This is a genomic window from Minwuia sp. (assembly GCF_048263705.1).
Lineage (GTDB): Bacteria > Pseudomonadota > Alphaproteobacteria > Minwuiales > Minwuiaceae > Minwuia.
In genome coordinates this window covers 226,222-245,923 of sequence record NZ_JBLXDV010000001.1, presented here as the reverse complement: position 1 = coordinate 245,923, position 19,702 = coordinate 226,222, and the positions used below count along the sequence as shown (strand labels likewise).

17 protein-coding genes and 1 riboswitch are annotated in these 19,702 nt (G+C 65.0%); of the genes, 9 read left to right on the top strand and 8 right to left on the bottom strand.

Annotated features, from left to right (window positions below; all coding sequences use genetic code 11):
* The first annotated feature begins 66 nt into the window (after nt 1-66).
* From thrC to ACN0X7_RS01070, 3 genes are all read left to right on the top strand, one after another.
* Nucleotides 67-1,473 (top strand): threonine synthase, encoded by a 1,407-nt coding sequence (thrC, locus tag ACN0X7_RS01080; protein ID WP_417513203.1) that lies wholly within the window; start codon nt 67-69, stop codon nt 1,471-1,473.
* Nucleotides 1,470-2,732 carry a M16 family metallopeptidase gene (locus ACN0X7_RS01075; RefSeq protein WP_417513201.1) on the top strand — a complete coding sequence of 421 codons (1,263 nt, stop codon included), beginning with the start codon at nt 1,470-1,472 and terminating at the stop codon, nt 2,730-2,732. The genes thrC and ACN0X7_RS01075 overlap by 4 nt, the downstream gene beginning before the upstream one ends.
* A gap of 61 nt (nt 2,733-2,793) precedes the next feature.
* Entirely contained in the window at nt 2,794-3,372 is a 579-nt protein-coding gene (locus tag ACN0X7_RS01070) for a GNAT family N-acetyltransferase (protein WP_417513199.1), read from the top strand.
* 9 nt (nt 3,373-3,381) lie between these two features.
* Here the strand turns inward: ACN0X7_RS01070 and ACN0X7_RS01065 are convergent, their stop codons facing one another.
* From ACN0X7_RS01065 to ACN0X7_RS01055, 3 genes are all read right to left on the bottom strand, one after another.
* Nucleotides 3,382-3,588, bottom strand: coding sequence for a dodecin (locus ACN0X7_RS01065; RefSeq protein ID WP_417513197.1), 207 nt, complete (start codon nt 3,586-3,588; stop codon nt 3,382-3,384).
* A 63-nt stretch (nt 3,589-3,651) separates the two neighbouring features.
* Nucleotides 3,652-4,230, bottom strand: a complete 579-nt coding sequence (gene rsmD / locus ACN0X7_RS01060) for a 16S rRNA (guanine(966)-N(2))-methyltransferase RsmD (protein WP_417513195.1) — start codon at nt 4,228-4,230, stop codon at nt 3,652-3,654.
* A complete protein-coding gene (locus ACN0X7_RS01055) occupies nt 4,211-4,996 on the bottom strand; it encodes a pseudouridine synthase (protein WP_417513193.1) in 786 nt (261 codons plus the stop codon). Before ACN0X7_RS01055 ends, rsmD begins: the two co-directional genes overlap by 20 nt.
* A 197-nt stretch (nt 4,997-5,193) precedes the next feature.
* Here ACN0X7_RS01055 and ACN0X7_RS01050 point away from each other — a divergent pair, with 197 nt between their 5' ends.
* From ACN0X7_RS01050 to ACN0X7_RS01040, 3 genes are read left to right on the top strand one after another with little or no spacing between them, the layout of a single operon-like run.
* A complete protein-coding gene (locus ACN0X7_RS01050; RefSeq protein ID WP_417513191.1) occupies nt 5,194-7,071 on the top strand; it encodes a 2-oxoacid:acceptor oxidoreductase subunit alpha in 1,878 nt (625 codons plus the stop codon).
* Nucleotides 7,068-8,090, top strand: a complete 1,023-nt coding sequence (locus tag ACN0X7_RS01045) for a 2-oxoacid:ferredoxin oxidoreductase subunit beta (RefSeq protein ID WP_417513189.1) — start codon at nt 7,068-7,070, stop codon at nt 8,088-8,090. The genes ACN0X7_RS01050 and ACN0X7_RS01045 overlap by 4 nt, the downstream gene beginning before the upstream one ends.
* Nucleotides 8,090-8,560: an acyl-CoA thioesterase gene (locus ACN0X7_RS01040; RefSeq protein WP_417513187.1), complete on the top strand. Its 471-nt coding sequence runs from the start codon at nt 8,090-8,092 to the stop codon at nt 8,558-8,560. The genes ACN0X7_RS01045 and ACN0X7_RS01040 overlap by 1 nt, the downstream gene beginning before the upstream one ends.
* Nucleotides 8,561-8,704: 144 nt before the next feature.
* Here ACN0X7_RS01040 and cobO read toward each other — a convergent pair whose 3' ends face one another.
* The 5 genes from cobO to ACN0X7_RS01015 form a co-directional block, all read right to left on the bottom strand.
* Entirely contained in the window at nt 8,705-9,322 is a 618-nt protein-coding gene (gene cobO / locus ACN0X7_RS01035) for a cob(I)yrinic acid a,c-diamide adenosyltransferase (protein WP_417513185.1), read from the bottom strand.
* A 117-nt stretch (nt 9,323-9,439) separates the two neighbouring features.
* Entirely contained in the window at nt 9,440-13,252 is a 3,813-nt protein-coding gene (gene cobN / locus ACN0X7_RS01030; protein ID WP_417513183.1) for a cobaltochelatase subunit CobN, read from the bottom strand.
* A complete protein-coding gene (cobW, locus tag ACN0X7_RS01025) occupies nt 13,252-14,283 on the bottom strand; it encodes a cobalamin biosynthesis protein CobW (RefSeq protein ID WP_417513181.1) in 1,032 nt (343 codons plus the stop codon). The genes cobN and cobW overlap by 1 nt, the downstream gene beginning before the upstream one ends.
* A 77-nt stretch (nt 14,284-14,360) precedes the next feature.
* On the bottom strand, nt 14,361-14,999 hold the full coding sequence (locus ACN0X7_RS01020) for a HupE/UreJ family protein (protein WP_417513179.1): 639 nt from the start codon (nt 14,997-14,999) through the stop codon (nt 14,361-14,363).
* A 37-nt stretch (nt 15,000-15,036) separates the two neighbouring features.
* Nucleotides 15,037-15,255: riboswitch (cobalamin riboswitch) on the bottom strand.
* A gap of 49 nt (nt 15,256-15,304) precedes the next feature.
* Nucleotides 15,305-16,009, bottom strand: a complete 705-nt coding sequence (locus ACN0X7_RS01015; RefSeq protein WP_417513177.1) for an SDR family oxidoreductase — start codon at nt 16,007-16,009, stop codon at nt 15,305-15,307.
* A gap of 132 nt (nt 16,010-16,141) precedes the next feature.
* Here ACN0X7_RS01015 and ACN0X7_RS01010 point away from each other — a divergent pair, with 132 nt between their 5' ends.
* From ACN0X7_RS01010 to ACN0X7_RS01000, 3 genes are read left to right on the top strand one after another with little or no spacing between them, the layout of a single operon-like run.
* Nucleotides 16,142-17,665, top strand: coding sequence for an ABC transporter ATP-binding protein (locus ACN0X7_RS01010; RefSeq protein WP_417513175.1), 1,524 nt, complete (start codon nt 16,142-16,144; stop codon nt 17,663-17,665).
* Nucleotides 17,662-18,735 carry an ABC transporter permease gene (locus ACN0X7_RS01005; protein WP_417513173.1) on the top strand — a complete coding sequence of 358 codons (1,074 nt, stop codon included), beginning with the start codon at nt 17,662-17,664 and terminating at the stop codon, nt 18,733-18,735. Before ACN0X7_RS01010 ends, ACN0X7_RS01005 begins: the two co-directional genes overlap by 4 nt.
* Nucleotides 18,735-19,655 (top strand): ABC transporter permease, encoded by a 921-nt coding sequence (locus ACN0X7_RS01000; RefSeq protein ID WP_417513171.1) that lies wholly within the window; start codon nt 18,735-18,737, stop codon nt 19,653-19,655. Before ACN0X7_RS01005 ends, ACN0X7_RS01000 begins: the two co-directional genes overlap by 1 nt.
* Nucleotides 19,656-19,702: the final 47 nt, after the last annotated feature.

Genomic DNA, 19,702 nt, shown 5'->3' with positions numbered 1-19,702 from the left:
AAACAGACGGTTCCTGCACATGTGCAAATGCTCTAGAACGCCCCGAGAAATGCCGGAGCATCCATCTTGATCTATCAGAGCACCCGGGGCGAGGCCCCCGATCTGTCCTTCGAAGACGTCCTGCTGACCGGGCTGGCCCGCGATGGCGGTCTGTACGTTCCGAAGACCGTGCCCGCGCTGGACCGGGCCAGGCTGGCCGATCTGGACTACGCCGACCTGGCCGCGCGTGTGCTGGCCATGTTCACCGGCGATGCCGTCAGCGAATCCGACCTGCGCGACATGACCCGGTCGGCCTATGGTGGCTTCGATCACGTGGCCGTCGCGCCGCTGAAGCAGATCGGCCCGAACGACTGGCTGATGGAACTGTTCCAGGGCCCGACGCTGGCCTTCAAGGATTTCGCGCTGCAGATCCTGGGGCAGCTTTTCGACCATGCGCTGAAGGCGCGCGGCGAGCGGGTCACCATCCTGGGCGCGACCTCCGGCGACACGGGATCGGCGGCCATCGAGGGCTGCCGGGGTTGCGATGCGGTCGATATCTTCATCCTGTTTCCAAAGGGCCGCGTCTCCGAGGTCCAGCGGAGGCAGATGACCACCGTCGACGAACCGAACGTCTACACCATCGCGATCGACGGAGACTTCGACGATTGCCAGGCGCTGGTGAAAGCGGCGTTCGGGGATCTGGCCTTCCGCGACCGGATGCGCCTTTCCGCCGTGAACTCGATCAACTGGGCGCGTGTCGCCGCGCAGATCGTCTATTACGTGCATGGCGCGCTGGCGCTGGGCGGATCGACCGAACGGAAGATCGTCTATTCGGTGCCGTCGGGGAATTTCGGCAATGTCTTTGCCGGACACATCGCCCGTGCCATGGGTGCCGATATCGGACGCCTGATCGTCGGCGCGAACGTGAACGACATCCTGCACCGGTTTGTCGAAACCGGTCGCTACGCCACCCAGGGCGTCACGGCCACCATGAGCCCGTCGATGGACATTCAGGTCGCCTCCAATTTCGAGCGGCTGCTGTTCGAGATGGTGGGGCGCGACGGTGCCCGCGTGCGCGGCATGATGGACGCACTGAAGCAGTCGGGCGGCTTTGCGATCGAAGGCGCGGCCTTCCGGCAGATGCAGCAGCAGTTCGCCTCTGCCCGGGTGGACGAGGAGATGACCCTCGACGAGATCAGCCGCGTCTTTGCCGAGACCGGAGAGATCATCGATCCGCACACGGCGGTCGGCACGGCGTCCGCGCGTATCGCGCGCGGCAGCGGTTTCGTCGATCCTGAAACGCCGGTGATCAGCCTGGCCACCGCGCATCCGGCAAAGTTTCCCGACGCTGTCGAAAAGGCCATCGGCCAGCGCCCCGCCCTGCCCGCGCGGGTCGGCGATCTGATGGAACGGACGGAACGGTCGTCGGATCTGCCGAATGACCTGCCGGCGCTGCAGAAATTCATGATCGAACGCGCGACGGTGAGCCGATGAGCCAGCATCTGCATACGTTGCCAAACGGGTTGCGCGTCGCCGTCGCCCCGATGCCCCACGTCGAGACGAGTTCGGTCGGCGTCTGGGTCGATGTCGGCGGCCGGCATGAACGCGCCGACGAGAACGGTGTGGCCCACATGCTGGAGCACATGGCATTCAAGGGCACCGAACGCCGGTCCGCGCGTGCGATCGCGGAGGAGATTGAAGGCGTCGGCGGCTATATCAACGCTTACACCAGCCGCGAACAGACCGCCTATTACGCCCGCGCGCTGAAGGAAGATCTGGATCTCGCCACCGACATCATCGCGGATATCGTCCTGAACTCGACGTTTCCGGAAGACGAACTGGCACGCGAACGCGATGTGGTCCGACAGGAGATCGCGCAGGTCAACGACACGCCGGACGATCTGGTCTTCGACAATCTGCAGGAAGCCGCCTATCCGGATCAGGCGGCCGGCCGATCGATCCTGGGCAGGCCCGAGCGCGTCGGCAGGTTCAACAGAGATGAGTTGCGCGGTTTCATGGACCGCGGGTATTGCGCCTCGCGGATGGTGCTGGCTGCGGCGGGCGCGGTGGATGCCGAGGCTTTTCTGAAGATGGCCGAGGATCGCTTCGGCGATGTTGCGGATGCCCCCATGGATGCCCCGGAGCCCGGCGTCTGGAAAGGCGGGCGCATCGTCGACGACCGCGCGATCGAGCAGGTACACCTGACCTTCGGCGTCGAGGGCGTGGCCTATGACGATCCCGACTTCACCGCGGTTCAGGTACTGTCCAGCCTGTTGGGCGGCGGCATGTCCTCGCGCCTGTTCCAGGAAGTGCGCGAAAACCGCGGCCTCGCCTATTCGGTCTTCAGCTTCGCCGGGTCGATGATGGATGGCGGCATGTTCGGTGTCTATGCGGCCACCGCACCGGAGGACCTGGCTGAGTTGCAGCCCGTTCTGGTGGACGAAATCCGGCGGACGGCCACCGACGTCACCGAGGCGGAGATCGCCCGCTCCCGCTCGCAGATCAAGGCCGGCATGGTGATGGCGCTGGAAAGTTCATCGGCGCGTCTGGAACAGATCGCGCGCCAGACGCTGATCTATGGCACGCCCCAGATCACGGCAGACATGCTCCAGAAGGTCGATCAGGTCGACGAGGCCGCCATCCGCCGGGTGGCGTCGCGGCTGTTCGATGGCGGTTGCACCCCGGCTGTGGCCGTGATCGGACCTGCGTCGCACCTTGAGCCGGAAGATGCTTTCGCGAAGAGGTTCCGGTAACCGGTTCGTGCTACACTGCGTCCGGGTATGATCCAGAGACACGTGCAGAATGTTCGCAGGCATGACAAGTGAGGATGCGAGACCGGTTCTGAGAGGGCCGCGTTTTCATTTGCGTCCGCCGATCAGCAGCGACTGGCGCATGTGGGCCGAAGTGCGCGCCGAAAGCCGAGATTTTCTTGAGCAATGGGAACCGACATGGCCCGCCGATGCCTTGTCCCGACTCGGCTTCCGCAGACGTATCCGGCTCTATCAGCGCGATGCCCGCGCCGACCAGGCCTATGCCTTCTTCATCTTCTCGAACGCCGACAATCAGCTGATGGGCGGCATCACCTTCTCCAACGTCAGGCGCGGCGTCACGCAGTCCGCATCAGCCGGATACTGGGTCGGACGCCGGTTTGCACGCCAGGGGGTCATGGCCGCGGCGATCAGCCTGTCGATCGAATGGGCATTCGGCGACATGGGACTGCACCGCGTCGAAGCCGCCTGCCTGCCGGGAAACCGGCCCAGCGCCGATCTGCTGCGCAAGTGCGGCTTCACCGAGGAAGGCTACGCGCGCCGGTATCTCAGGATCAACGGGCGCTGGCAGGACCATCTTCTGTTCGCGATCCTGGACAGCGACCCGCGCCCTGCCTTCGATTAGCGACGGTCGCTATTCCATGCGGAAGCCGACCTTCACGACAACCTGATAGTGGGCGACCTTGCCGTCCTCGACGTGGCCACGGGTTTCCATCACCTCGAACCATTCGACGTTGCGCAGCTTCTTGCTGGCCCGTTTGACGGCACCCTCGATGGCATCCTCGATGCTCTTCTTCGACGAGCCGACAACCTCGACCTTGCGATAAATGGCATCACTCATGACTGTACTCCTGTTACTTGCATCCGGTGCATTCTCCGGCACCGATACAGGTCACATGGTCGTTCAGTCAGGATTTTGAACGCGGCGAAGGAACGCAAGGCGGGTCCGGCCATAATCCCGCTGACCTGTCTGTTCGAAACCCGCCGGAAGATCGAAGGCATCCCGCCGGTCGGTTTCGACGATCGTCAGCGCACTGTCCGCCAGCCACCCGCCTTCGTCGAGAGCCCGCAGCGCGGTCGCATGAAGCCCCTGACCGTAGGGCGGGTCCATCAGCACCAGGTCGAATGCGCGACGCGCGCGGCCCGGCGTGGTCGCATCGCGGCGCACGATTTCGGTCGCGGCAACGGCGCGCGACCGTTCGATATTGGCATCGAGCAGTTTCAACACCTCCGGGCCGTTCTCGATGAAAGCCACATGCGCCGCGCCCCGCGACAGCGCCTCCAGCCCCATCGCGCCCGTACCGGCAAAGACATCCAGCACCCGTGCGCCTGCGGGAAACGGTCCGGCGTCGCTGCGCAGGTCCGCGTCGTGGGCCAGAATGTTGAACAGGGCCTCGCGGATCCGGTCCGTGGTCGGGCGAATGCCCTTGACGTCGAATCCGGCCAGCTTCAGGCCGCGGGACTTACCGCCGACGATCCGCATCGCGCGTCCTCGGCAGATCGAACACCCCGCGCAGCATCTTGCGCATCTCGAAGCCCGGCACCTCGACCGTTCGGCCCGGTGGCAGATCGCCCAGCGTCAGCGGCCCGTAGCTGACGCGGATCAACCGGTTGACCGTCAGGCCAATGGTATCGAACGCCCGGCGCACCTCACGGTTACGGCCTTCCTTGATGGCAACGCGAAGCCAGGAGTTGCGGCCCGAGGTCTTCTCCACATCGATTTCCATACCCGCGAACTTCTCGCCGTCGACCGTGATTCCGCGCCGCAGATCATCCAGAAGTTCCTGCTGGACGCCACCGAAGGCCCGCACGCGATAGACCCGGGTCCAGCCCGTGGCGGGCAGTTCCAGGGTTCGCTTCAACCCCCCGTCGTTGGTCAGCAGCAGCAGTCCCTCGGAATTCAGATCCAGCCGGCCGACAGACATGACGCGCGGCAGACGCTTGGGCAACTGGTCGTAGATGGTCTGCCGTCCGTGATCGTCGCGTGCGGTCGTGACCAGCCCGGCGGGCTTGTGATAGCGCCAGAGCCGCGGCGGTTCCGCGGCGCCCACGGGCTTGCCATCCACCTCGATCCGGTCGTCCGCGCCGACCAGAACCGCCGGGGTGTTCAGCTTCTCGCCGTTCAGCCGGACCCGCCCCTCGCCGATCATGCGTTCGACCTCGCGACGGCTTGCGACACCTGCACGGGCAAGCCGCTTGGCGATTCTTTCGCCTTTCGGCGCATCGCCCTTGTCACTGCTGTCATTCATGCGGGGAACCTAAGCCCGAAAGTCCTTTGAGAACAGCACCATTCCGCACTCACGCCGGATTGTTACAGCTGGCCGTTGCCGCTGGCGGGTCCGCGCCTTATGTTGCGTGTTGCAGTTGTTGCTGACCCCGATTCCGTGACGGCTGCCGCGCCGGGGAGGGCGTGTATTCGTTACAGCGATCAGGCAGAAAAAAATCCATGTCCAATACGGCTGAGGTTATCGAACCGCGCGAGGGCAATCGTGAGGTTCTGGAGTCCGTCGTCGTCAGGTTTGCTGGCGACTCCGGTGACGGCATGCAGCTCACCGGTACCCAGTTCACCCACTCGACGGCCCTGACCGGCAACGATCTGGCGACATTCCCCGACTTTCCGGCGGAAATCCGCGCGCCCGTCGGCACCACGTTCGGCGTGTCCGCGTTCCAGATCAATTTCGGGTCACGCCAGATCCTGACCGCCGGCGATCAGCCGGATGTTCTGGTGGCCATGAACCCGGCAGCCCTGAAGGTCAATATCAACAACCTGCGCGAGGGCGGCCTGGTGATCGTCGACAGCGGCACCTTCAAGGATCGCGACCTGCGCAAGGCGGGATACGAGAGCAATCCGCTGGAGGACGACTCGCTGGACGGCTATCAGGTCATCGAGATCGACGTGTCGAAGATGGTGCTGGAAGCGGTCAAGGAATTCGGGCTGGGCAACAAGGACGGCCTGCGCTGCAAGAACATGTGGCTGCTGGGCCTGATCTACTGGATGTACGGACGCGACCGGAAGCCGTCCGTGGACTGGCTGACCGCGAAGTTCAAGTCCAAGCCCGATCTTGCAGCCGCCAACATCGCCGCGCTGAACGCCGGACACGCCTATGGCGAGACGGTGGAACTGCCCGGCGAGATTCTGGGCTACACCGTCCAGCAGGCCGAACTGACCAAGGGCCGCTACCGCAACATCGCCGGGGCCGAAGCCCTGGCCTGGGGTCTGGTCGCAGGCGCACAGCTTGCCGAACTGCCGATGTTCTTCGGTTCCTATCCGATCACGCCCGCCTCGTCGCTGCTGCATACCCTGTCCCGCCTCAAGCAGTTCGGGATCACGACGTTCCAGGCCGAAGATGAGATCGCCGCCGTCTGCTCCGCCATCGGCGCTTCCTATGCCGGCCAGCTTGGCGTGACATCGTCGTCGGGGCCGGGCATCGCCCTGAAGACCGAGGCCATCGGCCTCGCGATCATGACCGAACTGCCGCTGGTCGTCGTCAACTCACAGCGCGCCGGCCCCTCGACAGGCTTGCCGACGAAAACGGAGCAATCGGACCTGTATCAGGCGGTCTTCGGTCGCAACGCCGACAGCCCGCTGGTCGTGCTGGCCGCCAACGGTCCCGGCGACTGTTTCGACACCGCGATCGAGGCCTGCCGCCTGGCCGTCCAGTTCATGACGCCGGTCATGCTGCTGACCGACGGTTACGTCGCGAACGCGTCCGAGCCCTGGTCGATCCCGGACTTCAGCACCTACGAGAAGTTCCCGGTCAAGCACCACACCGACCCGGAAGGGTTCTCGCCCTACCTGCGCGATCCCGAGACCCTTGCGCGGGTCTGGGCCATTCCGGGCACGCCCGGCCTGGAACATCGCCTCGGCGGGATCGAGAAGGACTTCGATACCGGCCACATCTCCTATGAGCCGATGAACCATCAGCGCATGACCGACGTCCGCCACCAGAAGATCGCCAACGTCGCCAAACATATTCCGCAGCAGGCCGTCGATCAGGGCAATGACGGCGGCAAGCTGGCGATCATCGGCTGGGGATCGACCTTCGGCCCCATCAGCCGCGCGGTCAGCAACATGCGCGACCAGGGCTGCGACGTCAGTCATATCCACCTGCGGCACATCTGGCCGCTGCCGTCGAACCTCGGCGATCTGCTGCGGGGCTTCGACAAGGTGATCTGCCCCGAGATGAATCACGGTCAGCTTTCGACCGTGCTGCGTGCCGAATATGTGCTGGATATCGAGCCCCTGACGAAAGTTCAGGGCATGCCCTTCAAGATCAGCGAGATCGAGGGCGCCATCAAGAATGCACTGGGAGCGACCCAATGAACGACCAGACCGCGATCAAGCTGACGGCGAAGGATTTCGCCACCGATCAGGAAGTGCGCTGGTGTCCCGGTTGCGGTGACTACGCGATCCTGAAGGGCGTCCAGAAGGCGCTGGCCGACATCGGCACCGCACCGGAGAACGTCGTTTTCGTCTCCGGCATCGGCTGCGCGGCGCGTTTTCCCTACTATGTCGACACCTATGGCTTCCACACCATCCATGGCCGCGCGCCGGCCTTCGCGACCGGCATCAAGCTCGCCAAGCCGGAACTGGACGTCTGGCTGGTGTCGGGCGACGGCGACGGCCTGTCCATCGGCGGCAACCATCTGATGCATGTGCTGCGGCGCAACGTCGATGTGAACTACCTGCTGTTCAACAACGAGATCTATGGCCTGACCAAGGGCCAGGCGTCACCGACGTCGCGGAAGGGAACCCGGTCTCCCTCCACGCCCGCCGGTTCGGTCGATTCGCCCCTGTCCGCCTGCGTGACCGCGCTGGGCGTCGGTGCGCGCTTCGTGGCACGCGGCATTGATCGCGGCCAGAAGGAACTGCCGGGCATGCTGCAGCGCGCGCACGCCCACAAGGGTGCCTCGTTCGTGGAGATCCTGCAGAACTGCATCGTCTACAATGACGGCATCTTCGACAATGTCGTGGACAAGTCGATCGCAGTCGATGCGCAGATCCACGTGAAGCACGGCGAACCGCTGACGTTCGGACCGGATGACAGCACGGGCCTGCGTCTGGACCCGAAGACCCTGCGCCTTTCCGTGGTCGAAATCGGTGTTGACGGCGTTACGCTGGACGACATCATCGTTCACGACGAGACCAACCTGATGCTGGCCCAGATGCTGGCGGCCATGGATCGTCCGGACTTCCCCGTCGCCATCGGCGTGCTCTACAACAACCCCGCCGAGACGACCTACGAGGCCGCCGTGACCCAGCAGAACGAGGTCGCCCGGTCATCGGCGAAAATCAACTCGATCGAGGAACTGCTGCATTCGGGCACGACCTGGACCGTCTGATGGCGGCGAAAGGTGCGGCCCTGCCCGATCTGACCCGGGCCGAGGCCTACACGCTCTGGATCACGGACCGGGTCCGCTTCAGCGATACGGATCAGGCCGGCCACATCAACAATGTGGCCTACGCTGCCTATGCCGAAACCGGGCGGCTGGATCTGATGGATCGCTTCATCCGTCCGCTGGCCGGCGAAGGCGAACGGTTCATCGCCGCCTCCGTTACGGTCAACTACCTGCGTGAAAGCCACTATCCCGGCGAGGTCCAGATCGGCACGGGTATCGCCCGGATCGGGCGAACCTCGCTGACCGTGGGCCAGGGCATCTTCAAGGACGATCTCTGCGTGGCAACCGCTCTCGGCACCATAGTTTTCCTGACCGGTTCGGCACCGACAGAACTGACCGAAGCCATGCGGGATGCCCTGACCGGGTTGATGGTCGGCAGACACCAAACCCAAAGCGTTCCAGCATCTGATTGAAACGCTCAAGCACGCAGGCTGTCACCCCCGCCGCCGTGCGGGGGCAGCGGTGGCTTCAGCAAACGCCGCGCGTGTTGGTAAGGCCGCGGACAAAACGGGGGCGACCGCCCGGCAGCCGGCGATTCAGGCGACGACAGGACCCCTCTAGAATTCAACCCCCTGCTGCGCCTTGATGCCGTCGCGGAACGGGTGCGCCAGCTGGGTCATCTCGGTCGCCAGATCCGCAATCTCCAGCAGTTCATCCTTGGCGTTCCGGCCGGTGATGACGACGTGGGTCATCTCCGGCTTCTCGTCGCGCAGGAAGGCCACGATCTCCTCCACGGGGATGTAGTCGTACCGCAGCGCGATGTTCAGTTCGTCCAGCAGCACCATCCGGATCTCGGGATCGAGGATCAGTTCCTTCGCCCGTTCCCAGGCGGCGCGGGCATTGGCGATGTCGCGCGCGCGATCCTGCGTCTCCCAGGTGAACCCCTCGCCCATCGTGTCGAACGAGCAGATGTCGGAGAACTTCTGCTCGATCAGGCGGCGCTCGCCCGTATCCATGCCGCCCTTGATGAACTGCACCACGGCACAGCGCATGTCGTGCGCGATGCAGCGGAAGATCATGCCAAAGGCCGCCGTCGACTTGCCCTTGCCCTTACCGGTGTGGACGACGATCAGGCCCTTCTCGCCGGTCTTCGCGGCCATGATCTTGTCGCGCGCGGCCTTCTTCTTGGCCATTTTTTCATTGTGGCGCTCGTTCGTGTTTCGCTCGTCGGTCATGTTGGCTCCCCAAACACATTTCCGTTCCGGGACTTGATCCCGGAACCCAGTTCAGCGTCGATCCCGGTCTGGTTTCCGGGATCAGATCCCGGAAAAGATCGAGGGGACCGAAACGCCTCATCCATGTTTCAACTGCTCCAGTCGGCCCCGTACATCATTTGCCTTCGGATGCCAGAAGCCCCGCGCCATCGCCTCGTCGAACTTGTCTGCCATTTCACGCAATGCTGCCGGATTGTGTTCGGCAATGAAATCCCGCACATCGTCATCGTCCAGATAGGCCCGCCAGAGCAGATCGAAATGGTGGGACTTCACGGCGCGTGTCGTTGCGGCGAAGGCGAACAGGTAATCCACGGTCGCCGCCATCTCGAACGCGCCCTTGTAGCCGTGCCGCATGACGCCCGCGATCCATTTCGGGTTGGCGGCGCGGGAGCGGACCACACGCCCGATTTCCTCGTCCAGCGTGCGGATGACCGGACGTTCGGGCCGGGAATGATCATTATGATAGGTGACCGGCGCGTCGCCCTTCAGATGCGTCACCGCCGCCGTCAGTCCGCCCTCGAACTGGTAATAGTCGTCCGAGTCCAGCAGGTCGTGCTCGCGGTTGTCCTGATTCTGCACCACGGCCTCCACCCGGGAAAGACGCGTTTCCAGCGCGCCACGCGCCCGCGCGCCATCCGCCCCCGACCCGTAGGCATAGCCGCCCCAGTTCAGAAAGCTGTCGGCCAGGTCGCCTTCGTCGTCCCAGAGCCGTTCATCCATCATCGCCTGCAGTCCGGCACCGTAGGCACCGGGTTTGGAACCGAAGATGCGGAAGCCCGCGCGTCGCTGCGCCTGATCGTGATCCATGCCCTCATCGACCAGACCGGCCACATCACGGCGGTAGGCCGCCGCCAGTGGATTGTCATCCGGCGCTTCGTCCAGCGCCATCACAGCCCGTACGGCGGAATCGAACAGGTCGATCTGCGTCGGGAAAGCGTCGCGGAAGAAGCCCGAGATGCGCAGGGTCACGTCCACACGGGGACGCCCTAGCGCGGATGCGGGAATGATCTCGAAACCCGTCACGCGCCGCGACGCGGGCTCCCATGTCGGTCGCACGCCGATCAGGGCCATCGCCTGCGCAATGTCATCGCCGCCCGTGCGCATGTTTGAGGTGCCCCATGCCGTCAGGGCCGCGGCCCGCAGATAGTCACCCTGATCCTGCATGTGCCGCTCGATCAGTCGGCTGGCCGACATCCAGCCCAGCGTCCACGCGGCCTCGGTCGGCATCGCGCGGCTGTCGATGGAAAAGAAGTTCCGGCCCGTCGGCAGCACGTCCAGCCGTCCCCGGGTCGGTGCGCCGGACGAACCCGGCGGTACGAAGCGGCCATCCAGCCCCTGCAGCAGCCCCCGCATCTCGGCAGTACCACAGGCATCGAGGGTTGGCGCGACATGGTCCTGAAGTTCAGCCAGCACTGCATCCGTGCCTTGCATATGCCCATAGCGGGACTTGATCCCGCTGCCCAGTCCGGTCGCAACGACGCGCTGGGTTCCGGGGTCAAGCCCCGGAACGGCACCATACCCTGTCGCGAGTTCCACAAGCCCTGCCGCCAGTTCCTCGATGCGCTCGACGGTATCCCCGAAGGTCCGCCAGGGTTCATCCGAAACCGACTGCAGCTCTACCGGACGCGGTCCGGACCATGGCGCACCCATCTCGCAGTCCAGCGGGTCGAAGCCGAGGTTCAGGTCAGCCGCAATCGCACGATGCAGCGATGCGCCACCCTTGCGCGGGACACGCACCAGCGCCACCAGCAGATCGCGGCGCTGTTCCGCTTCCGGTGACGCACCGAAGATGTGCAGGCCGTCGCGAATCTGGGCTTCCTTCAGCTCACAGAGGTAGTTGTCCAGCTTGGCGAACGCGTCGTCGGGCGCATCGCCGCTATCGATCCCCGCGTCCGCGTCGAGATTCTCCGTCCGGACCAGCGAAAGGATCTCCTTGCGCAGATGTTCCAGTCGCCGCCGGTCCAGCCCCGCCGCGTCATAATATTCATCGACCAGCGCTTCGAGGTCCTTCAGCGGACCGTAGGTCTCGGCGCGGGTCATGGGCGGCGTCAGGTGATCGATGATCACGGCGGAACTGCGCCGCTTCGCCTGCGTGCCCTCGCCGGGATCGTTGACGATGAACGGATAGAGATGCGGCACCGGCCCCAGCGCGACCTCCGGGAAACAGGCGTCGGACAGCGCCAGCGCCTTGCCGGGCAGCCACTCCAGATTGCCATGCTTGCCCAAATGCACGATGGCATCGGCACCGAAGCTTTTCCGTAGCCAGGCGTAGAATGCCAGATATCCGTGCGGCGGCGGCAGATCGGGGCTGTGATAGCTGTCCTTGGGGTCGATGTTGTAACCGCGCGCCGGCTGGATCGCGACCACCGCGTTTTCGTATTCCAGCGCCGAGAGTACAAATCCGCCGCGCGCTGCGTCGAAGAACGGATCGTCTTCCGGTGCGCCCCAGCGTTCATCGACACGTGCACGCGCTTCGGCAGGGATCGTTTCCAGAAAGGCCAGGTAGTCTTCTGACGAAAGGACCACGCCGCCGGTCCGCTCGACGCGGTCGGTGAGCCAATTGGTGGGCCCTGCCAGAACGGCGTCCATCAAGGAACGACCATCGGCTGGCCAACCCGTCACATTGTAGCCCGCCTTGTCGAGCGCCCTGAGCACGCCCGCGACACTCTCCGGCGTATCGAGGCCGACGCCATTCGCCAGCCGTCCGTCCCGGTTCGGATAGTTCGCCAGCACGAGGGCGACCTTGCGGCCCGCTATGGGGGTGCGGCGCAACCTGACCCAGTTCGCTGCCAGATCGGCCACGAAATCCACGCGGCCCGGCACCGGCTCCGGCGTCACGATTCCGCATTGCACGTCCGTATCGAAACGCGCTTCGGCCTTGAAGGAGATCGCCCGGGTCAGCACCCGGCCATCCACTTCGGGCAGGGCGACATGCATGGCGATATCGCGCGGACCCAGCCCTTGTGCCGAGTCCCGCCAGACTTCGGCTGTGCTGGATCCCGACACGATCTGCAGCACCGGCGTGTCGTTGGCTTCCAGCACGGTCGGCACGATCTCTGCCGAACCGTCCGCCTCGCCCGGCTTGCCGACGGCGAAGGCGGTCAGGTTGAGCACGATATCGACGGTGGCCTCGGCCATCAGGTCGCGGAGCACTTCCGCCGACAGCGGATCCTTCAGGCTTGAAACAAATACCGGCACCGGCTGGATGCCGCGCCTTTCCAGTGCCTCGACCAGCCTGTCAACGGGGGCCGTGGCACCGCCCTGCAACAGTGCCCGATAGAAGACGATGGCGGCGGAAGGCCGGTCGGGATCAGGACAGACCTCGCCGACGGACGGTGCCTCCCTGCCCGGCCGGTACAAGCCCGCCCGCAGGAGCGGCTTCGGCTGCGGCGGCATTGCACCCCCGTCCAGCATGGCCCTTGCGGCCTGCAGGAAGTGACGGCTGTTGGCCGGACCGCCCTCGGTCAGGTAGCGCCAGAGCAGCTCATCCGTCCGTTTGTCGCCGCTGGACAGTGCGGTCAGCTCGGCGTCCGGCTTGTCGTCGCCGGGCAGACAGACGAACGGAATGTTCCGTTCGGCGCACGCGCGCTGGATTTCCTCGATGCAGTAGGACCAGTAACCGACACCGCCAAGGAACCGCCCGACAACCATGCGCGATCCGGTCACCGTTTTCTCGACGAACAGATCGACGGACATGGGATGCTTCAGAAATGAAAGGTTGGCCAGGCGCAGCGTGGGCGCATCCGCACCCAGTTCCGCACGCGCGCCCGCCAGCGCCGCGATCTCGGTGTCCGCAGCCGTCAGCAGCAGCACATCGGCGGGCGTCTGCGCCAGATCGATGGCTTCCTCGCCATCCTCGATCGCCCCCGGCTGAGCCTGAAGGAGGTGCATCAGCCCTTCAGGTCGGCCTCGATCGCCGCGCGGTCGAACCCGGTCTCGCCGATCACGACAAGCCGCGTGGCGCGCGCTTCATCCGCCTTCCAGGGGCGGTCGAAATAGCTGTCGATGCGCGGACCGACGGCCTGCACGACCAGCCGCATCGGCTTGCCTGCGACAGCGACAAAGCCTTTCAGACGCAGGATATTGTGACGCCGAATGACATCGGCGACGTGCTCGGCGAAGGCCTTCGGGTCAGGAACCTCGTCCAGCGTGACGTCGAAGCTGTCGAAGTCATCATGGTCGTGATCCTCAGCGCCTTCGCGTTCGTGGTGGGTCGGACGATTGACGACATCGTCCTCGGCGCTCATGCCCAGCCCGAACAGGGCGGCCGTCGGTACCTCGCCGTGGCTGGATCGGATGACACGCACACCGTCGCGCATGTCGTGCCCCAGTTCGTGCATCACCCGGGCCAGTTCGGTTTCATCGATCAGATCCGACTTGTTCAGGACCACGATATCGGCACACCCGAGTTGATCCTCGAACAGCTCCGACAGCGGCGTTTCATGATCCAGCATCTCGTCGGCCGACCGCTGCGCATCCAGCGCGGCCTCGTCATGGGCAAACCGGCCATCGGCGACGGCACGGCCGTCCACGACGGTGACGACGCCGTCGACGGTGACCTGGTTCCGCACGTCGGGCCAGTTGAACGCCTTTACCAGCGGTTGCGGCAGCGCGAGTCCCGACGTTTCGATGACGATGTGGTCAGGCCGATTCTCACGCGCCAGCAGTGCCGTCATGGTCGGCACGAAATCGTCGGCAACCGTGCAGCAGATGCAGCCGTTGGCGAGTTCGACGACATCCTCCTCGCGGCAGGTTTCCTCACCGCAGCCTTTCAGCACCTCGCCATCGACACCCAGATCGCCGAATTCATTGATGATCAGCGCGATGCGCTTGCCGTTCGCGTTCTGCAGCAGATGACGGATCAGCGTCGTCTTTCCGGCTCCGAGGAACCCGGTAACGACGGTCGCGGGAATCTTGTTCATTCCCGGTCTCCCAAGTCTTGAGAATCAGAAATGCCTCCCCCGGTTGCCGGGGGAGGCGATATCGGATCGGCGGGCGATCAGCCGAGGATCATGCCTTCGACGTTCTCGAAGAAGAACGCAAAGCCGACGCCGGCGACCAGCGCACCTGCGATACGCGGCTGAATCGCCTTCGAATCGGCGGCCTTCCAGACCGTGGTCACCAGCAGCATCGCGCCGAGCGCGATCAGATACTGGGTGACGGCGAAACTGCCCAGGTAGGCGACCAGGGGTGTCGATTCCGCACCGATGATGGCACCGCCGTAGGCAAACCCGTGGAAAAGACCGGCAAGACCGAAGAAGCCGAGCTGACCCGGCAGTGCCATCTTGCGGCCCGACAGGACGAACGCACCCAGCGCCACGACCGACGCGGAGATGAACAGTTCCGGCAGCGGCAGCATGATCCCGGCAACATGCAGCATGCAGCCGATCATGGTCGCGACGACAAAGGCCAGCGGCGTCAGCAGGCGCTTCGCCGAGAAGGCGGCTGCGAGGCCGACCGCGACGATGAAGGCGAAATGGTCGATGCCGATCATCGGGTGGCCGATGCCGGACAGGAAGCCCTGCATGAAGGTCTCCGGCGTACCGCCGCCCAGCGGATGATGCGCCTGTGCCGCGCCCGCCGCCAGCATCGAGACCGTGAATGCGCCCAGCCCGGCGCGTGAAATCCGTGAAATCATCTGTTCTGCTCCCTCTCCGCCCCACCGGCGGACAATTGGTTCCATTCCATGCAACAGCAGGTTTCCTGGCTCGCGTCCCTGTCAGATCACTCCGCCTTCCCAAGCCCATGAGGCCAGTGGCGTCTTGGAGTGACCCGGACGCTTACAGTTGCGGGGGCAGCCACGGTCTTGGTCCCTGTTGGGTACGCCGCACCGTGTTCCCTTGTCATCCACCTCGCCGTTCGGCTGCGGTGAAACCGTTGCATCGTCACTCTGGCGAATATCCGGATGCGGCGCAACCGGACAAACGACATGTCAGGGCGGTGCTACGACAGCAGCCAGCCGCCATCGACATCGACTGTCGTGCCGGTAACAAAGTCGTTCTCGATCACGAACAGGATGCCGTGGGCGACTTCCTCGGGCCTGCCCGCGCGCGGGATCAGATGGTTCGCGGTCGCATTGGTGTACAACTCCTCGCGGGCCTTGCCTTCCAGCGCGACCATCGGCGTATCGATCATGCCCGGTGCCACCACGTTGATGCGACGCGGCGCGAGTTCGACGGCGACCGTGCGAACGAACTGTTCGACCGCCCCACCGACCGACCCGATGGCGATCTGACCGGGCTTGGCGTTGCGCGCGGGCGTGCCGCTGACCAGGACGATGCTGCCATCGTCCGTCATGTGCTCGGTGCCGAACCGCACGACATTGGCATAGCCCCACATCTTGTCGAAGCTGGCCTTGAAGCCCTCCATCTCCATCGACAGGAAAGGTCCGACCGCGCGGTCGCCACCGGTGGCGGCGCTGACCAGGATCTCGAACGGCGCGTGCTGCTTGAACAGGGCGGTCAGCGCATCCGAATCCCGGACGTCGCATTTTGCCGTGGTGATGCCTTGCGGCAGATCGCCTGCGCGATCGGGGTTCCGGCTGACGGCGACAACCTGCGCGCCCTTCGCGGCGAGCTGTTTCGCAGCAGCCAGACCGATACCCGATGTGCCGCCGAATACGATGGCCTTCTTGCCCTTGACGTCCATGCCGTGTGTCCCCCGTTTGAAAAAGTTTCTTTCTTCTCTGTAATTCGAGTAGGACCGCCTGCGGTTCCTGTCAATGTGCCAGCCCCGTCGCGCCGCTTGCGCAGATCACCGCAGCCGTGGGAAAAGCGACCCATGACCGTCACGCCATTTCTTCATCTGGAAGGTATCGGAAAGTCCTTCCCCGGGGTTGCCGCCAACCGCGACATCGCCCTGAGCGTGGATCGCGGCAGCATCCACGCCCTGCTGGGCGAGAACGGTGCGGGCAAGTCGACGCTGGTGAAGATCATCTACGGCGTGATGAAGCCGGATACCGGCAGCATGATAGTCGAAGGCAACCGCTATCGCCCGAGCAGGCCGGCCGACGCGCGCGACGCCGGTATCGGCATGGTGTTCCAGCACTTCTCGCTGTTCGAGGCGATGACCGTGTTCGAGAACATTTCCCTGGGGTTGCCTGCAGAACGAGTCGGCCCCGACCTGGAGCACCGCATCCGGTCGGTTTCCGCCGAATACGGGCTGAGGGTCGATCCGGCCCGACGGGTGGACGATCTCTCCGTCGGCGAGAAACAGCGTGTCGAGATCGTGCGCTGCCTGCTGCAGGATCCGAAGCTGCTGATCATGGATGAACCGACCTCCGTGCTGACACCGCAGGAGGTCGAGCGTCTGTTCGCGGTGTTGAGACGGCTGAAGGAAAAAGGCTGTTCGGTCCTGTACATATCTCACAAGCTGGATGAGATCAGGGCACTTTGCGACGCGGCGACCGTGCTGCGGCGTGGCGAGGTGGTGGCGACCTGCGACCCCGCACGGGAAACCGCCGCGTCCCTGGCGGCCATGATGATCGGATCGGCGCTGGGCGACCGGGTCCGATCCCCGGCACCGGTCGGGGACGTGCGCCTGAAGATCGACCGGCTGTCGATGCCCGCGGCCAACCCCTTCGGCACCAGCCTGAAGAACATCGCACTGGATGTCCGTGCGGGAGAAGTTCTCGGCATCGGCGGCGTTGCCGGGAACGGGCAGGCGGAGCTGATGGAAGTGCTGATCGGCGAACGTCTGACAGACAACGACACGATCGTCATGGACGGCACGGCCATCGGCCAGATGGGTCCGGTCCGGCGTCGCAGACTGGGCATGGCCTTCGTGCCCGAAGAGCGTCTGGGCCACGGCGCGGTCGCGACCATGAGCCTGGCCGAAAACACGATGATCGCAAGCCGTCAGCAACGCGGCCTGGTGCATCGCGGCTTCCTTCGGTTCCTGCGATCGGCGGCCTTCGCCGGCGAAATCATCGAGCGCTTCCGGGTGGTCGCATCCGGCGCCGGCGCGGCGGCGGGCAGCCTGTCGGGCGGCAACCTGCAGAAATTCGTCGTGGGCCGGGAAGTCATGCAGGACCCCGGCGTGCTGATCGTCGCGCAGCCGACATGGGGTGTCGATGCCGGGTCCGCTGCCGACATTCATACCGCGCTGGACCAGCTGGCCCGGGCGGGCGCGGCGCTGGTGGTAATCAGCCAGGATCTGGACGAGCTGCGCCGGATCAGCGACCGGCTCGCCATCCTGTCGGAGGGCCGGCTTTCGGAAGCCCGACCGACCGCTGACCTGTCGGTGGAGGAGATCGGCCTGATGATGGGCGGGATCATCGAGGCGCAGGGGGAAGCAGCGGCGTGATCCGGCTGGAGCGCAGGACCGAGCCCTCGACGGCTCTCGTCTATCTGACGCCGGCGCTGGCGGTGGTGCTGACCATCCTGTCCGGGCTGATCCTGTTCGCGATCCTGGGCCAGGATCCGGTGCGGGCGATCGGCGTGATTTTCTTCTCGCCCTTCTCGGACGCCTATCAGATATCCGAACTGATGGTGAAGGCCGCGCCGCTGATCCTGATCGCGGTGGGGCTGTCGCTCGGGTTCCGGGCCGAGGTCTGGAACATCGGTGCCGAGGGCCAGTTCATCATCGGGGCGATCACCGCAAGCGCGGTCGCGCTCGCCTTCTATGACGTTTCGGGTTGGTGGCTGCTGCCGCTGATGTCGGTGGCGGGCATCGCAGGCGGGATGGCCTGGGCGGCAGTCCCGGCGTTCCTGAAAACGCGCTTCGGCGCGAACGAGATTCTGGTCAGCCTGATGCTGGTGTATGTCGCGGCGCTGCTGCTCAGCGCGCTGGTCACCGGCCCCTTGCGCGATCCGGACGGCTTCAACTTCCCCGAAAGCCGTATCTTTCACGACAACGCCCTGATGCCGCTGCTGTTCGAGGACGGGCGCGCCCATGTGGGCTTTCCGATCGCCCTGGTCGTGGCCCTGATCGGCTGGCTGCTGCTGGGCCGGCACGTCGTCGGCTTCCAGATCCGGCTGCTGGGCCAGTCGCCGCGCGCCGCACGCTTCGCCGGTTTCGGGGAGAAGCGAATCATCTGGTTTTGCCTGACAGTCTCGGGCGGGCTTGCCGGGCTTGCCGGCGCGTTCGAGGTCGCCGGCCCGGTCGAGCAGCTGGTACCCAGCCTGCCCGCCGGATATGGCTTTACAGCGATCATCGTCGCATTTCTGGGCCGCCTGAACCCCGTCGGCATCGTGCTGGCTGCCATCGTCATCGCCGTGACCTACATCGGCGGCGAGGCCGCACAGATCGAGATGCAACTGCCCAGCGCCATCACCAGCGTGTTTCAGGGCATGCTGCTGTTCTTCCTGCTGGGCATGGATCTGCTGGCCAGCTACCGCCTGCGCCTGGGCGCGCGAAAGCTGGAGGCCGGCTGATGGAACTGGCCGTCGATATCGTCATCGGCATGATGCTGGCTGCAACGCCGCTGCTGTTCGCCGCACTGGGCGAACTGGTGGTGGAGCGCGCCGGCGTGCTGAACCTGGGTGTCGAGGGCATGATGATCGTCGGTGCCATCGCCGGGTTCGTGGTGACGGCGGAGACGCAGTCGCACCTGCTGGGCGTGCTGATCGCCGCCGGCGCGGGCACAGCGATGGCCCTGATCTTCGGTGTGATGACCCAGATCCTGTTGGCCAATCAGGTGGCCACCGGACTGGCGCTCACGATCTTCGGGCTGGGTCTTTCGGCCCTGCTCGGGCTCGGCTATTCCGGGTATTCGGTACCGGCGATGCCCCGGCTGGAGATCGGCGGACTGAGCGACATGCCGCTTCTGGGACCGCTGTTTTTTGCGCATGAAGCCCTGTTCTACCTGTCGATCGTCATGGTGATCGCCATCGCATGGTTTCTGAACGATACGCGCGCGGGCATGATCCTGCGCGCGGTTGGCGAGAACCACGACGCGGCCCACGCCATCGGCTTTCCGGTGGTGCGGGTCAGAATGCTGGCCATCATGTTCGGCGGGGCCATGGCCGGGATCGGCGGCGCGTATCTGTCCATCGCGCGCACGCCGCTGTGGTCGGAGGGCATGACAGCGGGACGGGGCTGGATCGCCCTCGCCATCGTGGTCTTCGCAAGCTGGCGGCCTGGCCGCGCCATGGCGGGCGCCTATCTGTTCGGCGGGGTCACGGTGGCACAACTGCATATCCAGGGCGCGGGCGTCGATATTCCCGCGCAGTACCTGTCGATGCTGCCCTATCTGGCGACGATCGTGGTGCTGGTGCTGATTTCCCGGGGCCGCGGGGCCCGAGCGCTCGGCGCGCCCGGCAGTCTGGGACGCATTTTCCACGCATCGCGCTGAACCGCCCCTTGACCATGACGCTCAGACCGCTACTCAATCGGATCAGT